This is a genomic window from Amycolatopsis orientalis DSM 40040 = KCTC 9412 (assembly GCF_000478275.1).
In the GTDB taxonomy this organism is placed as follows: domain Bacteria; phylum Actinomycetota; class Actinomycetes; order Mycobacteriales; family Pseudonocardiaceae; genus Amycolatopsis; species Amycolatopsis orientalis.
The window spans coordinates 1-24,199 of record NZ_ASJB01000061.1 but is presented as its reverse complement, the minus strand read 5'-3'; the positions used below and the strand labels follow the sequence as shown (position 1 = coordinate 24,199).

The window sequence follows — 24,199 nt, the reverse complement described above, 5'->3', positions numbered from 1 at the left end:
GGTGAACCGGTCAGGAGGTGTTCGTGCCCATCAGGGTTGATCGCAGTGACTTCGGCGATGTGCCGGAGTGGGCGCGGACGCTTCTCGAGATCCTCGGGGTCTCCTGGCCCGCCGCGAATCAGCACAAGTTCCGGCGGGCGGCGCAGGAGTACGACACCGTCACGGATCTGCTGAAGGAACTTCCGGACGACATCGCCAGGGTCAAGCGGGCGATCGACGAGAAGCTGTCGATGCCCGAGGCGGGCGAGGCCTTCGACAAGAGCATGGCCCCGCTCACCCACGGCACGCCGAACGTCCTCGAAGAACTGGCCGACGGCACGAAGGGGATCGCCGACGGCTGCCGCAAGATCGCCTTGGACGTCGAGTACACGAAGTTCTCCGCGATCGGCCAGCTTTTCCTGCTGGCCTACGAGATCGCGATGGAGTACGCACTCTCCGCGGTGACCGCGGGCGCGTCGGTCGCGAACATCACCTGGCATTACGCCCTCACCCGCGGCTACCTGCTCACCCTGTTCAAGATGCTCGTCCGCGCGATCGTGTTCGAGGTGTTCATCGGTGTCACCGGCGGGCTGCTGATCGACGTCGCAGTGCAGCGGCTGCAGCACGAGCGGAACGAATGGGACAGCGACGCCACCTCGCAGACGGCGATCTCGGGCGCGGTCGGCGGGCTGCTCGGCGGCGCCGTCGGCGAACTGGGGGAGAAACTGGGCCGCAAGATCGGTGGCCTGCTGGGCAAGGACTTCGGCAAGATCGCCACCGACGATCTGCTCAAGCTGGTCAAGGATCTCAAGCTGCCGGGCGGCGACGAACTCGCCGAAGACTGGGTACGCGACATGGGCCGGACGCTGACCGACAGGGCGGGCAGACAGCTCTCCGACCCGGCGACGGCGTTCACCAAACGGGCGGTCGAAGGCTTCAGCGACGAGGTGGCCGACCGGTTCGCCGCCGCTTTCGGCAAGACCCTCGGCGACGACGCCGCGCGGAAACTCGGCCGGGACTACGCACGCACCTTTGTGGACAACTGGGGCAAGCACGGTCTCGACGGCAGCGGAGCGTTCAACGACAGCCTGCGTGACGTACTCGCGCCGCACAGCGACAAACTCGGCAAGGACGCCGTCGGCCTGCTCACCGACCAGGTGCCGGACGTGCTGGCCCGGAACGTGGGCGACCGGCTCGGCGGCAACTTCGCCGCCAGGGCCCTCGAATTCAGCACGACCTTCCTCTTCGAAGGTGTTTCGGGCGTGATGGGCCAGGCCGCGATGGCCGCCATCAACGGCGAATCGGTGTCCGCGGCGGAGTACGGGATGGGGTTCGTCGGTGGCGTGGTCGGCGGCGCCGTCAGCCACAAACTCGAAGGGATCGGGGAGCGGGCCCTCGACTCGGCGGTCACCTCGGTCAAGGAGAGCTTCGGCGGGGTCACGTCGGATCCGGCCGGAGGCGCCAAGAGCGGGACGGAATCGACGGCCACCACGGGCACCGGTTCCGTCACACCCGCCACGACCCCCACGACGACCACCGCGACGACCTCCCCGTCCGACGCCAAGACGACCACGGAGACCAAGGCGTCCACCGACGTCAAACAACCGCAGGACGCCAAGACCCCGCCCGCCACGAAGTCCACATCGGACACCAAGACCGTCACCGACGGGAAGCCCGCGCCGAAGTCCACTTCGGACACGAGGGTCGCGAAGGACTCCGCGCCCACCGCCGTCCGGACGTCGTCCGAAGCGGGGGCGGCCGGAGAACAGCAAGACGAAGAGCGGCCTCGTACCCGTCCCGCGCCGCTGCGCACCACCTCGGAAGACGTGGTGACCGTGCCGGAGACGACCAGCTCGGTCCAGACCGAGGCCGCCGCGAACGCGACCGTCGCCACCGAATCCGCACCCGCGGTCGACCTGGATCTCGGCGAGCCCTTCGTGGAAGACCTCTTCGGTGAGCTGGAGCTGGACGCGCCCGCCACCACCGGACCCGTCGAGACCGCAAACCTCGAAACCACCGAGACCACCGAAACCACTGAAACCACCGAGATCACTGAAACCACCACGACCGAAACCGCGGCCAAGGCCGAGCGGGACCTGACCCTCGCGGACCTGCCGCCGTTCCTCGCCGCCGGGCAGGCCCTCGGCTCGGCGCCGGTGCTCGCGGTCGACGGGATCGACGACCTCCGCGCCGAGCTGACCCGGCTGCTGCCCGGCGCCGGACAGGATCAGGTCGACGCGATCGGCGACGCCGTCCACGCCGATTTCGAATCGGCGCTGAGCGGTCTGCACTTCCCCGTCCGCACGGCGAACGGCAGGCGGGAGGTCCGGATCCGCGCCACCCTCGGTGGTGAGGTGATCAGTGAACCGAGGGAGAAGACCAAGGCGGATCTCACGGTCCAGGGCGGTACCGCGAACTCGGAGAACCTCGCCGTCCTCGAAGCCGGTGACCTCGGGACGGCCGTCACCGTGCAGACGACCGGTGCCGGCCCGTACCTCACCGTCGGGGGCAAGGCCGCGCTGGCGGCGCCCGGTTCGTCGCAGACCGTCGCGGTGTCCACTTCGGACCAGCGGGCGATTCGCTCCGGCGAGGGATCGCGGCGGGTGGGCCTGAGTGTCGAGTTCACCGTCAGCGTCCACGACGAGAACGGCGCCGAAACCGGCGGGGAAGTGCCGAGGCCGGTTCCCGGCAAGGTCACCGTGCGGCTTCCGGACGACCTGGTCGGCCTTACCCCGCCTGAAGGGTCGGCCGCGAAGGACCTGGCCGCCGACGTCGGGCGCGGGCTGCAGAACCCGGTCCCCGAGGCGGTCACCGACCTCGGCGAGGTGTTCACCGGCACCGCCGCGTTGCTGCCCCGGTCGGTCACGGCGTTCGGCGCCCCCGGCCGGGACGCGTTGCGCGCGTTCCTGGGGAACGCCGGGATCCGGGAGAACTTCGGCGCGATGCTGGAGGGCTGGGTCAGCTCGACAGCCCTGCTCAGCGCGGACGGCGGCGAGGTGGCCGCGGTGCGGATGAAGGCCGTGCTGACCAAGGCCGAACTCGTCGGCCCCACGACCGAGACGCAGTTGCGGTTGCACGAGTCCGCGACCACCAGCTCCACCGTTTCGGCCTTCACCAAACGCGGCTTCGACGCCTCCCTCGCACTCGGCGGCGGAGGCGGGGTCAAGGGAGCCCGCGTCGCCGCCGGGATGGGTGCCGCCTACTCCGCGCGGACCGTGGACACCGCCGTGTCCGGCCGGACGTCGACCGCGAAGTCGGGCGTTCAGCTCAAGGGCGACATCGGCCTCTACCGCTTCGAGACCACGATCCAGGTACAGGCACTCGACGGCGGGAGCACCTTCACCACGGCGACCGTGTACGCCCGGGTGGGGATGGCCGAAGCCTCCGCACAGGGACTGCCGGTCCCGGACGGCACCGGTGCCGGGATCACGCCGCCGGTGGAGAAGAAGTTCCCGCCCGCACATCTGGCGGCGGGGCTCGCGGCAGGCAACGTCCGGGTCGGGGAGTTCGACGGCGCCGAAGCCGTGCTGACCGAGATCCGGGACAGGCTTCAGGCGATCGGCCGGTACGCCGGCCTGCTGCCCGGCTGGGGCGGGAAAACCGAAGGCGGCGCGGGGAAACGCGCGGGCGCGGCGCGGACGCTGGAGATGCTGGCCAACGAACACCGGCTCCAGGCGGCGCTTTCACCGGCCGCCCTGCGCAACCGCCTGGACGCGTTGCTGGCCACCGGGGTGTCGGTGACGCTCAAGCGCGAGGGCACTTTCCAGCAGGACCACGTCACCGTCACGGTGCGGCTGGAGTCGAAGCGCGTCGAGCATCTCGGGCGGGCGGCGGGCCGGGTGGTCCGCAACGCCACCGCGACCGGTCCGGCGCTGGGCGCGTCCTCCGCGACGACCAAGGGCTGGACGGCCGGACCCGAGGGCAAGGTGACGTTCGGGGCCACGGTGACGGCCTCGGCGAAGTACGGTCGCGGCCGCGGCACCCGGACCGGCGCGGGTCCGGTCGTCGACTCGACCGACCTCACCATCGGCAGCGCCGACTCGGAGGGGTTCGCGCACCAGGGCCGGTTCGTCGTCTCCATCACCGGTTTCTCCCGTGCGCACGCGATGGTCCGGCAGACGCTGCCCGGACTGCCGGGGACGCAGGTGCCGGCGGTGTCACGGATCTGGTCGACACCCGAGGAACAGGACGAGGGCCCGTTCGGCCTCCCGGCGAACTTCACGGTGTGGATGTCGGACAGCCTGACCCTGCCCGCCGATCCGGAGAAGTTCGCGCCGGGTGCCCCTCGGGTGCGCCACCTCGACCCGCCGCGGTCGATCACCGGCCACATCGAGGCCCTCGCGCCGCCCGCCGTCGGCGACTGGCTCGGTGTCGAGAGCATCGCCCACACCGGGCACGTCGGCTCGGCCGCGCTGGACGCGCTGGTGGAGGCCTCCGACGGCGACCGCGCGCTCGCCCTGCCCGGCGGCGACGCGTGGACCAGCGTCCAGGCGATGCTGAGCACCGACGCCATCAAGGCGGCGCTGCGGTCGTTCACGCACGGTGTGGTCAGCGCCGACCTCGTCCACAGCCGCCGTCTCGCCGACCGGGTGGGCAGGATCGGCGTCGTCGCCCGGTTGTCCAATCCCACCTTCGTCCGCGCGGCCGACGACGCGGGCGCGGAACGGTCCGCGTCGGGCGGCTTCCGGTTCGACGGCGGCGAGAACAAGAGCAAGGGACCCACGGTCACCGTGGGCGTGGCGGGGAGCGGCTCGGTCAACGGTGATCCCACCGGTTCCGCCACCGGCGGCCTGACCGTCAAGCCCTGGGCGAAGACGACCACCGAGGCGGACGGCCTCGACATCTCCGCGACCGTCGACCGCAACGTCACCACGGCGGCCGGTACGCCGAGGGTGCTGGCCCGGTTCGACATCGCGTTCACCGTGCTCGCCGAGGCGCGGCAGCAGACCGCCCTGCTGCGCCCGGACGCGCGGGGCGCCGCCCGCTTCGTCGACCTCCCCGGCGCGGCACTGGTGTGGCTCACCGAAGACCAGGCTCGCGGATACGGGCTCCTGCCCGCCGCTCCCGCGGGCCCCCGGGAGCGGGACGAACAGCTCGCCGCCCCCGTGACCCTCCCGCGCGGGAAGCCGGGCTCACTGGGGCTGGGCGCCGTCGAGCGGCTGCCCGACCTGTCCGATCTCGTGCCGAAACTGACCGCGGAGCTGGTCAAGGCCAAGGTGCCGCTGCTGCCGGGCGTGTCCTTGAACGACGCGATGAACAACTGGGCGCGGCTGACCGACCTCGTCTCGCCGGACGGCGTGCGGGGGCTGCTGGACAGCGCGCTGGACGGCGGCATCCCGCTGCACACCCATCTGCCGAAACTGTTCACCGACAGCGGTTATCAGATCCTGCTGACCGCGAAGACCCTCCGCGAACCGGCCTTCCGCGAGGTCGTCAACGACGGCCGGACCGTCGAGCACAGCACCGTCCGCGCGGTCCGGAAGATCCGCGCCGAGGGTACGGCGACGTCGTGGTCGGCCGCGCTGCGCGCGGGCGGACAGGAGAAATACCAAGGCGGCGAGACGACGACGTCGGTCGGCGGCGCGGTCACCAAGGGGATCGGCGCGATCAAGACCACCGGCACCACCGAGGTCCTCACCGAGCAGATCACGCAGCTGCGGACCGGGACCGGACCGGCCGCGCTGTTCGACGTCCCGGTCGAGTTCACCCTCGAAGTACACCGTGAGGGCAGGCCCGTCGTGTCCGCCACCACCGGCGAGCGCACCCTCGGTATCCGGCTGCTGGCCGACAACCTGACCCCGGAAGCGGGAACCGGCAAGGAAACGGGCCCCGCCGAAGAAGCCGGACCGCTCCCGCTGTCACCCGAGGACGCCACCCCGGCCGCGTTGACGCGGTGGCGGCAGGGCACCGTCACCGAGCTGCCGGAAATGGCGTCGGTCGAAGCCGTGCGCGCCGCCGAGCGGCTCCGGGCGGTCGTGCGGTCCACGCTCACCGAGGCCGGCGCGGACAGCGGGATCACCGGCTACGGCACGAGTACCGTCAACGCCCTCTGGTCGAGCCTGAGTCCTCAGCTGCTGCAAGCGTTCCTGCCCGCCATGACGAGGGAAAGCCTGCCCGTGCCCGCGCTGCGGGAGGCGGCCGTCCTGCGGGGCAAGCGGGCGGACGTCGAGGTGCACGCCCGGCTCGGCCGTCCGAAGCTGGTCGCGCTGAGCGACGGCGTCAACCTGGAGAACCCGACGAACGTGACGGCGGCCCGGTCGGCGGAGCGGAAGGTCGTCGAGGTCGGCGAAATGGGCGTCACCGGACCGACGGTCACGCCGGTCGACGAACCGGGCAACATCGGCGGCCTGGCCACCGGCGCCGACGCGCGCTGGACCAGCGAGCCCGCCGACGCCACGGTCGACGGCACGACGGTGTCGGCCGTCGCGAACCTCAAACCGGTCGGGCGGACCGCGCTGGTGCGGTTCGACGTGGACTACCGCGTGGTGGTCAAGGTCGACGGCCGCACCCGGGTCGTGGACGTTCCGCTGCCGGCTTCGGCGGACGTCCGGATGCCGATCGACAAGCTGGCCGACATCACCGGCCGGAAGGTGCCGCGCGTGCTGAAGGCACGCCAGAGCCGGGTCGCCCGCACCGCGAAGGCGTGGCGTGACGCCGAAACCGGGGCGCTGGGCCAGCGCAGGCGGGCCGAGCGGCTGGTGGAACGGCTCGGGGTCGACGTCGACTGGCGTGCCACGGTCGACGCGGCACGGGTGCGGCATCCCGAACCGCTGGCCGAGCGGCACCACAAGTACGCCCGCGAGACCGAGAAAACCTTGCGGGACGCCGAAACCGTCGCCGACGCCGCCCAGCTCCGGTTCGATCAGGTGACCGCGGACGCCGACGCCGCCGAGACGCGGTTGGCCCTGCTGGAGGCCACGGAGAGCGACCTCGACGATCTCGCCCAGGGTGCCGACGGCGCGGCCCGGACCTTCCAGGAGGTTTCGTCCGCGCTGGCGGCGGCCCGCCGGCGGGTGGAGCTCGCCGAAGCGAACCAGGATCTCGCGGCCGCGCTGGACGACGTCAGCAGGCTGACCGGGGAACGGGCCGACGCGAAGCTTCGCCGCGACCTGTTCCGTGAGGTGTTGCGAGAGCGGCGGGAAACGCTGACCGACGCCCGCGCCGAGGCGGCCGAGACGCGGGAGCAGCGGGTCGCCGCGACCGATCAGCTGATCCGCACCCAGGCCGCGCTCCAGGCCGCGTGGCTGGATTTCGTGGACGGCAAACAGGATGCCTGGTGGCTGGCGAAAGGCGCGCTGGACGCCGAATTCGCGCGGTTCACCGCGCAGCCGGGTTCTCCCGAAGACGAGAAGTGGCGGCACAGCCGGGCCACCGACGCGCGGTGGTTCTCGGTGGCGGATCCGCTCGACCCGGCGCGGTGGGAGCCGCTGCGGGCGACCACGCCGAGGCGGGCGGTGGCCACCGAGACCGCCGACGTGCTGACCACGCTGCTGTCCGGAAAGGACAAACGCTACGACGGCGTGATCCGGTACGGCGTCAGCCGGTTCGAGGTCGGCGGGCGCGGCGTCACCGAGTTCACCGTGCCGATCAACCTCGTCCCCGGCCGCGGTGTCTCCGACGAGCAGGTCGCCCGGCTGCGGGACCGCGCCGTGGCCGGGGTCGAAAGGCTGATCAACCGGCGCCACGGCCTGCCGAACGGCGACCAGTTGCACGTCCGGGTCGAGTTCACCGGCGACCGGCTGACGGACGCGGCGGGCAACCCCCGCTACCGCCCGTACGACGTCGTCGCCGGGGACGACGAACGCACCACCCAGACGAACTGGCGTTCGGACGCCACCCCGGAGGAACTGGCCCACGAGGTGCTGCACTACCTCGGCGCGGGCGACGAGGAACACGACAAGGACCGGGTGCTCCTCAGCCGGGAGGACGACGGCACGACCGGTGTCGTCACCGGGGACGGCAGCATCATGGGCAAGGCCGTCGCCGAGCCCGGGGTGACGCCGAAACTCCTGCCGCGCCACGCCTGGATGATCCAGCACGTCCTGGAGAGCCAGCTGGGCCCCGGCTACCGCCTCACCGACCCCGGCCAGGACCCGTTGCCGGGGACGCCATCGGTGAACCCCGCCGCGAGCGCCGGGCTGACGGACGCGCAGTGGACCGCGTTGAGCCGGGAGCGCAGCGAGGTCGTCCAGGTCGGCGGCGACACCGTCGGAGCGAACCTGGTCGAGGCGATCGCCCGGACACTGGCCCCCGATTCCCCCGCACGCCAAGGGGAACTGCGGGAACGAGCCGCGTCCCTGCGCCACGCCACCCCGGAGGAGGCCGCGGTCGCGCTCGGCGTCCGGGTGCGGCTGCTGACCGAAGACGGGACGACCGTCACCCTCGGCCCCGAGCACGGCGAACCGGTGCTGGTCGTCCTGTCGCCGTCGGCGGATTTCCTTGCCACGGCGCCCGTACCGGTACGCCCGGGGCTCACGGCCGCCCAGCAGGACACCCTGACGCGGCTGGGCAAGACCGAGGTGGCGGTCGGCGGGGAGCCGGTGACCGGGAACCTGATCGCCGCGATCGCCGCCACCGTCGAGCCCGATTCGCCGTCCCGGCAGGCGGAACTGCGGGCGCTGGGCGCGACCCTGCGGACCGCGACCGCGGCGAAGATCGCCGAAGCCTTCGGGGTCCGGCTGCATGTCGTGACCGAGAACGGGGACGACGTCGGGCACGGCCCCGCCGGACGGCGGCCGGTCCGGATCGTCCGGACGTCGGACGGCGGCTACCTGGCGACCCGTGACCTCGACCCGAGGACGGCGTCGAGGCCCACCCCGAACCGTCCCGTGGCCGAGACCACCGTCGTCCACACACCGGAGACGGGGGCGCCCGTCACGTCGGCGATGCTCGGCGCCGAAGACCGGATCGTCGGAACCGCGTTCCCGAGCAAACCCGGTGACGCCAGGACCGCCACCGGATGGGCGAGGACCACCGCCACGCGGCCGGTCGTCGAATACCACGTCCTGCTCCCGAAAAGGGCGGGCGAGGAGGCTTCGGCGCAGCCGACGGCGGCCGAGTCGGTGAGCCGCCCCGCGCCCTGGGCCTCCCCGGTCGCCGCGAAACAGCCGATCTTCCTCTTCCTCCATTCCGGTCCCGAGATGTTCCGGATCAAGGTGGCCGGGCGCTTCCTGCCGAAGCGGGTCACCGGCACCGAATTCGCCGCGCTGGCCCTCGGCGACGAGGGGTTCCGGCAGGCGCTCGAAACCCGGCCGGAAGCGCCGATCGTGTTGCTGGCCTGCGAATCCGGCAAGCTCAACCGGCCGGGCGGCGGCGGTTACGACTTCCGCCGGGAACTGAGGAACCGGGGCCACGACCGCACGGTCTACGCCCCGACCGAGACGATCAACCTCGTCCAGCTGCTCGCCGCCGTCAACGTGGACAAGGAAGGCGAGTTCGTCGAGATCGCCGGACAGCCCGGCGAGGAAGGCGAACCGGTCACGGAGCAGGCCGACACCGCCGACACCGCCGTCACCTTCGCCAAGCGGTCACGCGTCCTGGACGACGACGCCCGCGCGTCGGTCGTGCGGTTCGCCGCCTGGGCACCGGCGGCGGCCGACGCGATGACCGCGCGCGATCCTTCGCTGCCGTCACCTTGGATCCAGGTCACCGGGTACGGCAACGCGGTTTCGGGCCGTCCCGACACCGCACTGGCCAGAGCGAACGCGGTGGCCGCCGCACTGCGCCCGCTGCTGCCCCCGCCGGCGGAGGGCCGGGCGCCCCTGGTGGTCAAGCCGGTGGCCGCACCGCGGGACGGTCTCCCGCCGCTGGTCTCGGCCGATCCCGCCCAGCGGCGGCGTTCGGTGACGCTGGCGCTCGTCCGCGCCGACGGCGACAGCCGCGCGGAACTCGGTCTCCTGCCCGAGGAGACGGTGACGTCGTGGCTGTCCCGGACGGCGTCGCGGCTCGGCGAGGACCCGGGGCTCTGGGCGTCGTCACCGCTGGTCGCGTATCTCGACCGGCATCTGTCGCCGGGCACCTCGGACGTCAAGACGATCGTGCTGCGGCTGTCGGTCGATCCCGGTTCCCCCGCGCCCCGGCTCGCCCCGCTGGTCGGCACCCGTGGCCACACCTGGACCGAGTTCGTCCTGCCGAGCGGCGCCAAGGAGTCGATCGAGTTCCGCCCGTCCACCGACGGAAACCCGGCGGTGCGGCTCGGCGACACCGGGCACACCCCGACCGCGAGCTACGAGGTGTGGATCTCCGCGGAGGACGCGGTGCGGGCCCTGGATCACGCGCTCCGGCATCTGCGAACCCCGCACCAGCCCCTGTCGTTCAACTCCCTGCACTTCGCCGCCGGGTTGTTCGAACGCGCCACCGGTACGCCGGCCCCGTCGGCGGGCTGGCTGGCGACCGGACCCGGCGACCTCGGCAAACGGCTGCGCGAGGCGATCGGCGCCAGCGAGGAAGCGGGCGACATCGCCCCGCTGGACCCGTCGGCGGACGTCCGGTTCCGCGGCGACTCGGACACCGTCGATCCCGGCTCCCTCCAGGGGTTCGTCCGGTCTCTGGCCGAGGAACTGCTGACCCGGCCGCCCGCCCGGCGGCGGATCGAGATCGTCGTCAAACGCGGACAGGACGCCGACCTCGCGGCCCGGCGCGGGGCGAACGTGGAAGCCGCGCTGCGCACCGCCCTGGCGACCGCGACCGGCTCCCACGGTCTCGTTCTCGAACACCTGCCGATCCGGCTCACCCATCAGCAGGACGATCTGAAGGCGGAGTCGGCGACGATCGGATATGTGCGGACGGAACCGGCGGACGCCGGTGTCCCGATCGGACAGTCGGTCCAGAACTGGCTGAACGAAAGGGTTTCGCAGACGCAGGACCCGGAAACACAGGTGCGGCAGCGCACCGTCGCCCAGTACCTCCTGCGGTCCGGTCTCCCGGACGCGCTCGACCGGATGCGGCTGCTGAACGCGGACCGGCCGGTGTTCCGGTTCCAGGTGAAGACCAGGCACCGGGATGTCGCCGCGCAGTACACCGGCCACGCCTGGATCGAGATCCACGATCCCTTCGGCGGGGAAACCCTCATCGATTTCGCGCCGCAGGATCCTCCTTCGCCGCCGTGGGCCACGGTGCCGGGAACGGTCACCGTGGCACCGGCGGAGGACAAGCCCACGACCTACAGCGCGGAATACCTGGCGAGCGCGAACGACGTCATCCGGGGGCTGGACCGGGTACTGGCGCTCTCCGGACGGCAGTACCGGTTGACGAGCCACAACTGCACGACTTTCGTGCAGGACGTGTATTCGGCGGTCTTCGGGGCGCCCGCGCCCCGGGCAGGCCGCTGGGTCCAGGGCCCCACCGACCTCGAACGCACGCTCCGCACCGGGGCTTCGCACATCACGGTCCGGCCGGTCGATCCGGCCTTCCCGACGGGCCCGGTCCCGGACGCTCCGTCGCGGCGCGAAGACCCGGTCCCGGCCGCGGACCTCGTGGCGCGCTATCGCGAGGCCACCGCGGACTTCCCGCATTTCCGCCTGTCCGGCAAGGACTTCGACACCGCGCTCGCCGAATTCTCCCGGCTCGCGGGCACCGGCGAAATCAGGCGGGCACCGGATCTCACCCTTCCCGTCGAGCAGCTGGACACCGCGCTCGGCGAGCTGGAAGAACGGGCGGACGCCGCGGAAACCGCCGAGGAGCGCTCGCGGCTCCGGCTGCTTTCGCGGCAGGTGCGGGCGCTGGCCAACGACGCCCTGCTGGTGTCCGCCCTGGCCCCGGCGCGCGACACGGTCTTGGAACCCCTTACGCCGCAACGGCTGCGGAGCATGCTGGCCGAAGTCGCCGCGATCCTCCACAGTGGACAAGATCCGTTCGGTGCCGAAGGTTCGCCGTGGCGCGGACTCGACTACGACCGGAACGCCCCGCTGCCACGCAGGCTGGTCGAACTCACGCTGATGGACACGCCGCCGGGCGTGGCCGGAACCGTGCGTGAAGATCCGCTGTTCCGGGAGCTGACGCGTCACCCGGAGGCGTTGGCCGACGCGCTGTTCACCGCCTCCGGCGGGTTCGAACGGGCCTTCGCCGCGGCCGCGGCGGACGAGGCCGGGATTCCGCCCGCGGCGACCTTGGCCAGGGTGGGTGACGAGATCACCCGGCGGCTCGGCCCGGCCGAGGAGCCGCCCGCGCTCGCCGGTCCGGCCGTGGCGCTGCTGCTGGCCGCGCCGGTACCCGCCGATCCGGAGGTACGCCTCGCCGTCGGCGGGACGCCGCTTTCGGTGACCCGCCGGGCGGGCAGGCCGTGGACACGGGAAGACGCGATGCGGGAGTGGTGGCGCGCCACTGATCCGGCGGTGGCCGTCGATCACCGCGTCGCGAATCCGGTGACGCGGCAGGACCTCGGGGCCGCACACCGGGAGACCCCCGCGGTGACCGTCCGCTCCGAGGACGGCGGGCTGACCCGCTCGGGACGGCCGTGGCAGGCGACGATCGGGTACGACCTGCGCCGGTTCACGGTCGACCGCGACGGCCACGACCCCGTGCGGGTGCGGCTGCACACCGTCCGGCTGCGGCTGGACGATCCCGGACGGTCCGAAGTGGACACCGCGGACTTCCGGCACCGCGTCGAAGCCGCGGTGAACGACCACTACAACCAGGGTTACCAGCTGCCCGGTGGCGAGCAGCTGCTGGTCGAGGTCGAGTTCACCGATCGCGAAGACGCGCACGGCACGGTCTTCGTGACCGGCCCCGGCACCCCGGCCGACCAGCGGCACTGGCCTTCGGACGGGACCGGTGTCCAGTTCGCCCACGAACTCGGTCATTTCCTCGGCCTGTACGACGAATACTTCGTCGATACGAAGGACGCGCCCGTCTTCCAGCACGCCGACGGCGCCGGCCGGGTCGCGACCGGGCCGGGGCTGATGACCGCGGGCGCGATCACCGGCGACGTCGTCCTCGAACCGCGTAATCTCCTGCTGCTCTCGGACCGCGCGCACGCGCTCGCCGGAGACGATCCCAGGCCCGTACGGCAGCCGCCTCGCGGCACCGAACGGGAGCCGGGCTACGTCGCCACCGAAGCGGACGTGCGGGAATTCCTCGCCCAGCAGGAGATGACCGGATATCTCGAGCAGGTCGCGCGGGTACTCCAGGACCACCCGCATCTGGCCTCGACGGGCAAGGCCGAGCTGGCCGCCCTCCGCGCCTACTCGCATACGCGGTCCGCTGCCATCGACAATTACCTGGCGGGCAAGGAAAGCCCTGCTTACGCGGCACCGCTGACCCGGCTGCTGGCTTCGGCGGTCACCCGGTTCCCCGCCCGCCATTCCGGGCCGGTGACCCGGGTCATGGGGTTGCCGGTGCCGGTCGCCAAGGAACTGTTCGTCAAGGGGGAGCGGTACACCGACAGCGGTTTCTTCCGCGGCATGCAGGGCGACGACCGGCTGTACAAAGGCAAGAAGGTGATCGTCAGCGCCGAGGTCCACGACGGCGCCTTCATCGCCTCGGCGTCCAATCGGCCCAGCGAACGCGAGGTGCTGCTTCCGCCGGGGACCGAGTTCAAGGTGCTCACGGTCGAAGAGGCGGGTGACACCTTGCGCGTGAGCCTGCGGCAGATCGATGCCACGCCCACCCGGATCGGCACGCCGTTCACCGGTCCGCCGGGAGACGGCCCGCCCCCGAGTTTCCTCGAGGACAAGGTCACCTTGAGCAAGGTGATCCGGGAGGCGGGGGAACTGGCGCCGGATCTGGCGAGCCGCGATACGCGCGCGCACCGCGACCTGGTCGTGCGTGCCCGGAGGCGAGCCCTGCGCGAGGCGACGACGCGGAGCCGCATCACGGTGAACACCTGGCGTTCGGCCGCCGAACTGGACGAGTTCCGGAAGGGCCGGTTCGTCACCGAACCGGCCGTGCTGGTCGCCGGAGGCGGGAAGGGCAACGTCGCGTTCGTCATCGACGACGCCCTCGCCGTGACGGAAGGGGACCTGCGGATCCTGCCGCCGGGTTCGACGTTCGAAGTCGTCGAGGTCGCCAGGGCCGCCCAATGGCATGAGCCGACGGTGATCCACCTGCGCCAGGCGGATCCGCCCGCGGCCGGCGATCGGCCAGGACCGGGTTCGGGCGCCAGGACCGTGGCCGAGCAGGCCGAGAAGGTCGTCGGCGTCCTCGCCCGCGGGTTGCGGGAACGGGACGGTGACCTGCATCTGACCGCCGTCGAGGCCCTCGTCGACCGGCATCCCGACGCCCCCCTCGTCTGGCACGCGGCGGTGAAGACCATCGTCGACGATCCCGTCCTCGCGTCGAAGGTACGGACGATCACCTACCAACGACGGGAAGGCGACGCCGTCCGGCCGGTCACCTTGCCGCCCACGGTCTGGAAACTGCTGACCGTGCCAGGGGGTTCGCTGGAGCAGTCGGCGGGCGAGATCACCGAACCGGTCGAGATCGCGCCGCGCCCGTCGCCGGGTTCGGTGCTCGCCGAGGCCTGGCGGCGGGACGCCACGAGCTGGGCCGGACTCCTCGACCAGAACGCCGCCGGAACGGCGGGTCCCGCACCGGAACTGCTGAGCACAGCGGGATTCCCGGCGACGAGGAGCGACGCGTGGGCGGATCTCCTCGGTGCGCGCCGACACCTGAGCCGGGCCGAAGCGGCGCACGCGGAACTGACCGCGCGGCTCGCGCCGGGCGGCGCGGGAAGCTCCCGGGACGCGGAACGCCACGCGGAGTCCGAAACCGCGCTCGAGGCGGCGCGGGACCGGGTCGCCAGGGCGACGGCCGACGTCCTCGCCTGGGGCAACGATCCGGTCGAGCTGGACCCGGTCTTCGAGAAGTGGCGCGAAGCTTCGGCGCGGGAGCGGCCCCGGCTGCCCGGGGGCGCCGGGTTCCCGCTTTCCGTGCCCGAGAACCACGGGCTCGGCGACACGGACGGCGGAGGCCAGGCCGGGACGATCGAACTCGACGAGGATGACGTCCGGCCACCGGAGGCGAACGACTTCGCGGACCGGTACGACGTCGCCTTCGACGGATTGCCGAATCTGGCGACCGAGGATCTCGGTGCGCGGCTGGATCAGCTGTCGCGGCTGGCCGAGGGCGGCCGTCTGGAGAACCACACCGGCACCGTTTTCGGTTCGCCCGCGATTTCGGCCGCGTTGAGCCGGATCGACCGGAGCCTGGGCGGGCTCGCGGACCCGGAGGTCCGGGCGAGCGTGCGGTCGCTGGTCAACGACGCGGTACTGGTGACGTCGCTGGTGCCGACGCGGGAGCGGGACGTCCCGGACAATTCCCGGTTCCGCCTGAAGACCGTGCGCGACCGCCGTGTCCTGCAGCCGCTGTCGATCGACCGGCTCCAGCAGGTGCTCGGCGACCTCGCGGTGAACGTCGAGGCGGGCCGCGACCCGTTCACCGCCGAACACTCGACCGTGCGGGGGATCGGCTACCGGCCCGGGGAGGAGCTGCCGACGCGCCTGGCGCGGCTGGGGCTGACGAACCTCGGCCACGCGGGACGCGCCACCCTGCGCGAGGATCCGTTGTTCCAGGCCCTGCTCGGAAATCCCGCCGCGCTGACGGAAAGCCTGTTCGCGGCCACCGGACACGACGAACAGCACTTCATGAACACCTGCGGTGCCGCGGCCACGAACACCGACCTGCGTGCCGTGGTCCCGACCATCGCGGGGCTGCTCCTCGCCGGGCGCGGCGTGGTCGCGCGGGTGGAGGACCAGCTGGCCAGGACGCCGCGGGACCGGCTGGACCGCCGCGATCGCCCGCTGGGCAGGTCGATCGGCGACCTGGCGGCCAAACGCGTCGCCGAGGCCCGCGAACGGTTCGCGGAGATCGAGAAGCGCGCGACCCGGCTCGCCGCGGCGGGGAGCACCGGCCCCGGTCATCGCGCGGACTGGGCGGACCTCACCACCCGGTGGAGCCGCACCATGCAGAAACTCGCCGCGGTGATCTGGCTGAACCGGGGCGACGGCTCGGCCGTACCGGTCCTGACCAGGAAGGTCGTATCCGGCGCCTGGGAACTGAGCGTTCCCCTGCTGCTGCCGGTCGCCCTGGACCGGCCGGGCAGGCGCACCACCGGGACGGACGACGTCCGGTTCCGCGATGCCGCGTACCAGCCCCTCGGGCCCACGCCACGGGAGGCCTACCGCGGCCAGCACTGGTCGGAGCCCGACAGGCCGTTGTCGCCTTACCTCGCCACGTCCGCCGGGGAATTCTGGGACCGGGTCCGGTCGGGTACCGGCGTCCGGATCTTCACGACCGGCCACGAAATGGTCCTCAAAGCGGCCGAACACGGCGGCGAGCGGATGTTCGTGGTCAGCGATCCGAAGAAGGCCCAGTTCGATTACCTGACGATCGAACAGTTCGTGCGGTTCGTGGAGCGCGACGGCATCATGGCCGGGAAGCATGTGCTGGAGGACCGTGCCGTCGTGGTGCCGTCGGCTCGCGGTGCGGCGCGGGAGGCCGTCGGAACCGAGCCCGGACCGGACGAGATCGTCGCCGGGCCGGTCGCCGCGTCGGCCGACTCCGTCCTGGGCGGCGCGACGCGGTTCGGGGACGACGCCGGGATCTGGCTCGACGACCCGGCGAACGATCCGGACGCGCGGGAACGGCAGCGGCGTGCCGTCGAAGGCCTCCGCGAGGATCGGCGGTTCTACACCGTGGTCGCCCACACCGGTCCCAGTGGGATGCCGGAATTCCAGGGACGGCCGATCACCCCGGAGGTGATGGTCGAACTGCTGGCCCGCCTCTCCCGCGAGGGTGCCTGGCCGGACGGCAAGCCGTTGCGGTTCGTCGCCTGTGGACTGGGTTCGCCGGACGTCGAGGGCTATGTGTCCACGGTGCTGCACAGCCTCGCGGATCAGGACATCGTCGCGAGCGCGTACGCCGGGGACACGGCGGTCTGGTCCACCCCCGGCGGAGAAGGCGAGCCCGGGCGGAACGAGCTGGTCGTCGCCGGTCGGATCGGTTTCCGGGAGGACGGCAGGCCCGTCGTCACCGACGATGGCCGATGGCTGCGGTTCCGGTTCGCCGCGGGCGGGCGCACCGAGATCGAGGTGACCGAGCACGGCTCCTACCTCGTGCCCGGCGACGACGACCCGCCGCTCTTCCGGCAGGTCCCCGGCGGTTTCGACGTCGTGCCGACGGCGGAGGGCCTGCTGATCGAACGGTCCATCCCCGGCTCGATGCCGTTCGGGGCCGAGCAGGACGACGGTATCGGACTGCCGGAAACCGTCCAGGCGAATCTCGACGAGTTCGCCGGGCTGGTCGCCGCGCAACCGACACCGCCGCCGGTCGAGGTCCGCGGCGCCCGGGGTGACGTACGCCTGGCCGCGATCGCGGCGGAGCTGCGGTCGTCCTTCTCCCGCCACGGCTTGAGCGACGACGCCCGGCTGCGGGTGATCGCCACCGGCGCGGAGTCCGATGTCCTCGTCTCCACGGTCATCCCGGATCCGGCCGACGGCCCGGTCGAGCCCGCGGTGGAAGCCACAGCGAAAGCGACGGTCACGGACTCCGTTTTCGACGCGCTGGTGCCGGTGACGGACCCGGCCGACGTCGCCACCGTCCCGCTCGACGGGAACCGGGGGATCAGGCTGGACGATCCGCGGCTGGCCGGAGTCGCCGGTGGTTATCCGGCGGACGACAGGTTCTTCACCTTCCTCGCGCATGGCGACGCGAACGGCGCCCCGGTGCGGGCCTCCGGGGCGGGCAGCATGCCGCTGAGCCCGTCCGAGGTGGCCACGATGTTGGTGCGTGCCAAGGACGAAGGACACTGGGACGGCGTGAAGCCGCTGATGTTCGCGTCCTGTGGTGCCGGAACCGGTGGCGGCCGGTCGTTCGCCGCGCGGGTGCTGGACGAGCTCCGGGCACACGGGGTCGACGTGGACGCCGTCGCCCCGGACGGTCCGGTGTACTTCGTGCCCGGTGCGGCCGGTCCGGGACATCTCGTGGTGACCGGGCGGGCCGGGGTCGACGCGGCGGGACGCCCGGTCGTGGCGCCGGACGGGAACTGGGTCCATCTCACCGGTTCCCCGCCCGACGCGCACCGGATCGGCGCGCATATCGGGCCGGAAGACAGCGAAAACCGGACTACGGAAGAACTTCCCCCCGGCTACGCCGCCGGGGAGCCGGTGTCCGATCTGGACGGAGTGGTCCGGCTCGCGGCGGACGACCCGCCCGCCGGTGCCGAGCGGGTGACCGCGGAAGTCGCCTTCCCCGCCGGGTCCAAGGTGGTCCCGGCAAGCGAGTTGCCCAAACTCGACTCGGTCGCCACCCGGATCGCCGAGACCGCGATCCGGCGGTCCGGGCGGGATCTGCCGATGCCACTCGTCGCCGTCACCGTCACCGGCTATGGCAACGGTTCACCGTTCGGCATCAAGCAGGCGGTCAGAACCGGTCAGGCGCGGGCCGACGCCACCGAAGTGGCGTTGCGCGGGGCCATCGACGGGCAACTGGACAGGCTGCGCGGTGACGATCCGCCGCTCGAAGAGGACGGCATCGCCATCACGAGCCGGTCGGGCGGGAGTGACGTCGGCCCCCTCTCCGCCGGACAGACCCTGGAAACAGCTCGCCGCCGAGCCGTCATCACGTTCGACGTGTCCTCTGTGGACGAAGAGCCGGACGCGGCGCCGAAGTCCACTTCGGACACTTCCGGTGGTCCAGTGACAACCACGCTGTTGAGACCACCCCTGGTCAACCGGAACTCGTCCCAGTTGTCGTCGAAATCGTCGATCAGCATCAACTCCGTCGTGGTCAGCTATCCGTATCCCGGCAAGGTGCTGAACCGGGGTGCCGTGTACTCCGCCCAGCGCGACGTGCTGCGCGTGCACGGCCTGGAACCGGTACTGGTGGAGGGGGACACACCCCACGATGCCTTCCGCGAGGCCCTGGTGGCCAGCCTGTCGGACCAGCCACTGCGCGAGCACACCCGCATCATCGGCCTCCTCGGCGACTTCGCCAGGCTGCACCCGGACAGCACCGACCTCGGCGCGATCGCGCGGTTCGCCGGCGTACTGGTCCACGTGATCAACCAGGACGGCACCTGGACCAGCCACGGCGACAAGACGGGCAAGCCGGTGCATCTCCTGCGGGCGGACGCCGACGGCGCCGACACCTACCTGGGGACCAGGGAAAACGTCCACATCGGACGGCCGAAGGTGGGCTATCCCGGCTCGACGGTGCTCGTGATCGGGAAGCAGGAACGCAAGGTGCTGCACCGCGGTGAGTTCGAGATCGAGACGATCAGGGGACAACACTACGTCCGTCTCTACACCGCGATTCTCAATCCGGCGGGCCGTGACTCGGAGAACAAGGACGTCCACCAGGACGAGAATGGTGTGGTCACGCCGTTCAGCGGCAGGCGCAAGGGGGAAACCGGGCCGAAGGTGTTCTGGGTCGGCGGCGGACGGCCGCTGCGGGCCGTGCAATGGACTTCGAAGTACGAGACCGACAGCAACCGCGAAGACCATATGCAGCCGATGCTGAGGACGTTCCTCGTGCCGCTCGACGAGTTCTCGAAGGTCACGAAGCAGGCCGTGGTCGAGTCGTCGTCAAAGGACAACGAACTGTCGATGAACGTCGACCAGAACGGCGACACGAATCAGTTCGGCCTGCGGGGCACGCAGTTCGAAAAGCTGCAGCGGAAGGTGCTCGACGGTTCACTCGTCACCTACACCGTCGGCGGGAAGGTGACCGTCATGCCGGAAGTCGCGGGCCGTCAGGAGGATATCGCCGACCTCTACGTCCGACTGGGTCTCCGCCCGGACTTCGATTCCGCCGCGCTCGGCCGGGAGAACGATCCGTGGTTCACCTGGGACGCCGAGGGGCAGAAGTCCTTCCGCAATGACGCGAAGGTCTTGCGAGCCATGGCGAGGACGCTGAGCAACCATTACCACACCTGGAACAAATCCCCCGAAGCCTTCTTCAGCCCGCCCGCCGACGTCATTCCCGATTCCGGCAAGGAATCCGCCAAGGGCGCGAAACCGAACACCGTGGAGAGCCGGACCGCCGAGATGAACGCCTTCCTCAACACGCATGGTCCGGGTAAGGACCTCGTCGATCAGTTCAGGGAAAGACTGTGGGCGAAGCTCGACCCGGTCATCCGCGAGGAGGTCGGCGACGGGGTCCCGATAACCGCGGAGGATCTCCGGTCCACAGTGACGAGCCAGCTCAACAGGTCTTTGAACATCCCGCAGCCGGTTCTCGCCGCGGCGTTGAAGAAGCCGGCCGGGCAGGTAACGGACGAGCCGGAAGCGGAGGGGCAAGTAGCGGAGGGGCAGGAAGCCGTACCCCGCACCGATACCCCTGAGCAGATCAAGGCGGCCATCACGGCTGATCCGGAGATCCCGGCGAGGGCGGCGGACGCCGTCGCCGAGGCCGTACTGGCGGCACTGGCCGCGGGATACGGGCAGGATATCCGGCACGGCGAGTTCGGACGAGGAGTCAGGGGCGTCGTATTCCGCGTCGTCCAGGGCCGGTTCCAGGAACTTGCGGGCCCGTGGGCCGCCGAGATCGAGCAGAAGGCACAAGCGAAGGAAGAGGAGAGAAGAAAGAAAGACGAAGAGAAGAACGGGCCGAGGAAGGTTCAGAAGGAAGAGGGCAGAGAGAAGCGCCCGAAGGCTTTCCTCACCGGATTCCGGGCCGAGGAGTTCACCCAGGTCATCGCCGAGGACCTGGTCAAGGACCCGGTGTTCAAGGAGCTGTTGCGCAAAACGACCGTGATGATCGGCCCGGATGCCTTCGCCGCGCAGTTCAAGGCACGGATCCTGGCCAAGGCCACCGAGCCTGTCCTCAAGAGTGAGCTCTACGGCATCGGGAAAGAGCGACTCGGCGCCCATTTCGACACCAAGCTGGCGGCCGTGGCCGACGCGCTGGCCAAGGAGCTGAATCACAAGAACTCGGCCAGGTTCGGGAGCCCGGAGTTCCGCCGGACGCTGGCGGAGAAGGCCAAGGGCCTGCTCCAGACGCCGAAGCTCCTGGACAAGGTGCAGTTCACCGCGGTCAGCCGTGACGACGCCGACAAGTTCATGAGGCAGTTGCCGGACTACGCCACGCAGGCGGAGATCGGGTCCGCCATCGCCACCGACGAGCGAAGGATCAAGCTCGACTTCGACACCCGGCAGAGCGAACTCGCCGACGGGATGATCGAGGGCACGCCCTACGAGAACGAATACGCCAGCTGGCGCGACGAGCACATCCTCGGCTACACACAGAAGCACGATCCGTCCGTGTTCGACGAGCACCGGCGCATCGGCGGCGAACTGGCGAAGACGATCACGGAGCAGCTCGGCAACCCGGACCCGTTGTCCGGCAAGGTGATTCTCGACGAGCTGCTTTCGAAGCTGGACAAGGGCGTCACCGACGAGCACGCCAAGCTGGGACGCAAATTCGCCGAGACGGTCAAACCCCAGCCCGGGAGGCCTGATCGGGCCGAAGGGCAGACGAAACCGAACACCTTCGGCGAGCACGCCCAGATGGTGCTCAACCGGTACCTGACACTCACTTCCGGCCAGGAGGACGCCGAGCGGTTCGTCACCAGGGAGGCGGTCGTCAAGGCGATCCTGTTCCACGACATGGACAAGGTGAATTCCAAGAACCAGTACGGCGACGCGCAGGTCAGTCACGATCGGGAGCCCGAGCACCGCGGCGCGATCCAGTACATGAACCGCCACGAGGGACTGTGGGCCTGCAGGCGCGACTTCGAGCTGGTGCGTGCCTTCGTCGACTCCGATCCGTTCGGCTACTACTTCCGCGACATGGGCGGGATGACCGCGCAGGGCGTTTACGACTTCGTGCGCGGGCTCGCCGTACGCGTGGGACGGCCGGGCGGCGGGACACCGACCGCCGCCGACGTGCGGAACCTGTTCCGCGAGTTCCACCAGTACTACCAGGCGGATTTCTCCTCCTACAGCGCGCAGGCGAAGTTCGTCAACGACACCACCAAGGAGGTGCAGGAAGGCTACGACAAGCTGACCGGCGTGGCCGTGGTGAAAGGTGAGCATCTGCTGGTGGGCAATGAGCACCGGTTCCTCTATTCCACCGAGAAGCGTGGCGGCGGGAAGCCGACGTACGAAGAGAAGTACCAGGCCCTGGTCGACGTGTTCGATCAGGTGCCCGCCGACGTACCGGCCGACCCGGACGTGCAGGCCGGCATCTTCGAGATCCTGGTGCCGTCGATCGTCGTTCCGTGAATGCCTCCTTGAGGGACTCAGAGTCCCTCAAGGAGGCATTCACGGAACGACGTTTCTGCCGCCTGTCCTGCCTGGTGCGCGGCGGGCGGGTCCGGTGTGCTGGGGTCGCCAACCCATGTCCTTCAGGAGGAGGTAGCCGGTGACCACAGCGGGAGAGTTCACCCTGGCCAGGGTGTTCGACGTCGTCGACCCCGAAACCGGCCCGGGGTTCGCGCCCGGCCGTCCGCGGATCGAGGACCCGGCGGAACTGCGGGCGCTCGTCGCGTACCTGGCCAGTGGTACCCCGGTCCTGGTGACGCCGTCGTTGCTGGACGACGTCGTCGACCCGGACCGGACCGCGGTCGTGCCGTCGAACTTCGTCACCGACGGGGAGTGGGTCTGGACCGACACCGTCACCTACTACCTGGAGCGCCACGGGCTGGCGCCGGAACCGGGCCTGCTCGCGCACATCCGGGCGCGGGGCGCCACCGCGGGCCCGGTGGCGGCGGACGTCGTCCGGCGCGCGGCCGGGTTCGTGCTGGAGCCGCCGGGCGCCGGGCGGCGGCCGGTGTGGAGCGCGGGCTGACCGCGTCCCGGCGGGACTTTCCTTCCGGTCCTTCTGCTGGTGGTTGTTCATGGTGACCGGGACGCGGATCGCGTTGACTGGACGAAGAGTCGCAGAACCCGCTCAACACCAAGGAGTTGACGTGTCGCTACGAATCCAGGGTTTCCCCGGTCGCCCCGCCCGGTCCGACGAGGACATGGTGGCCGTCTACGTCTCCCGTAACGACATCCGCGAGCTGGACGCCGGGGAACTCGGCGGCCGGATCGCCGAGGCCGCCGGGATGTCGCGGGCCGAACGGCAGCCCGCCATCGCCGAATTCGAGCCCGCGCCCCGCTACACCATCCAGGACGTCCTGCTCGGGCACATCACCTGGGAAGAACTGACCCGCGTCTCCGCCTGAGCGCGGGACCTACGAGGCGTTGAGGTGCCCTGTCAGCCGCTCCCGGAACTTCGCGCCTTCGGACCGGCCGAGCCGGTCGCAGAGGGACAACGCGCGCTCCCGATCGCCCCGCGCCGACGCCGGGTCACCCTGCTCGTCGGACAGGGCGGCCCTGTCGCACAGGGTGTCGACCTGGGACTGCGTCAGCCCGATCCGTTCGAACACCGCCAGGGCCCTGGTCAGGCGATCGCGCGCCGCCGCGGGATCCCCCTGGCCGCGCAGGAGCTTTCCGATCTCCTGGAGGGCCCGGCCCTGCCCCATGGCCGCCCCGTGGCGGTAGAACAGCGCGAGCGCCGTCTCGTACTGGGCGAGCGCGAGGCCGGCCGAGCCGAGGGCGGTCAGGTTCTGCGCCGAGCGCAGCAGCAGGTAGGCGTAGGTCGTTTCGTCCACCGGGGTGCTCGCGCCGTCGTGCCCCTGCTCGAAGTAGCGGACACAGGCCTCGAACTCCACGGCGGCGTCGTCGAACCGCCCGTTGCGGTACAGGTAGGTGCCCCGCATCGCCCGCGCCACATGGAGTCCGAGCGGATAACCCGCCTCCTCGAACAGGCGCACGGCGTCGTCGAAGAGCGTGGCCGACTCCTTCAGCTCGCCACCGCGGAGGTGGGCGTTCGACAGGTACACCCGCGCCCAGGCCTGCTCGCGGCGATCGCCCGCCTCCACCGCCGCGTCCCAGGCGCGCCGGGCCATCTTGGCGGCCTCGTCCGGCTGATCGCACAGCGTGGTCAGCACCCAGGCCAGGTAGTTCCGGTGGACGGCCTCCTCGCGTTTGCCGCCGATCGCGACGGCCGCGTCGGCGGCGAGCGCGAACACGTCGTACCAGGTGCTCGCGGTGCCGCCGATCTCCGAGTACCAGTGCATGGACTCGGACAGGTCGAGGACCGGGCGATGGTCACCGCGGGCGGCGACGCTCTTGACCGCGGCCAGCCAGTTCTTCCGCTCCACCTCCAGCCAGCGGCCCGCGCCGGCATGATCGTCGAAGGAAGGCGTCGGCACCGGGGGAGGGCTCGTCCCGTCGGACGGCTGGAAGTAGTGGCCCGCCGCCGTCGCCGTGCGCACCAGCCAGTCGGCGAGCCGGTT

4 protein-coding genes are annotated in these 24,199 nt (G+C 71.1%); 3 read left to right on the top strand and 1 reads right to left on the bottom strand.

Annotation, left to right across the window (positions count from 1 at the left end):
• The first annotated feature begins 23 nt into the window (after positions 1-23).
• The 3 genes from L324_RS19705 to L324_RS19695 all read left to right on the top strand — a co-directional run bounded on the left by L324_RS19705 (position 24) and on the right by L324_RS19695 (position 23,083).
• Entirely contained in the window at positions 24-22,139 is a 22,116-nt protein-coding gene (locus L324_RS19705; protein ID WP_162835870.1) for a WXG100-like domain-containing protein, read from the top strand.
• 139 nt (positions 22,140-22,278) lie between these two features.
• On the top strand, positions 22,279-22,704 hold the full coding sequence (locus tag L324_RS19700) for a hypothetical protein (protein WP_037310374.1): 426 nt from the start codon (positions 22,279-22,281) through the stop codon (positions 22,702-22,704).
• 121 nt (positions 22,705-22,825) lie between these two features.
• Entirely contained in the window at positions 22,826-23,083 is a 258-nt protein-coding gene (locus L324_RS19695) for a hypothetical protein (protein ID WP_235783582.1), read from the top strand.
• Between the two features lie 9 nt (positions 23,084-23,092).
• Here L324_RS19695 and L324_RS19690 read toward each other — a convergent pair.
• On the bottom strand, positions 23,093-24,199 hold a 1,107-nt coding region (locus L324_RS19690; RefSeq protein ID WP_037310367.1), incomplete at its 5' end, for a tetratricopeptide repeat protein.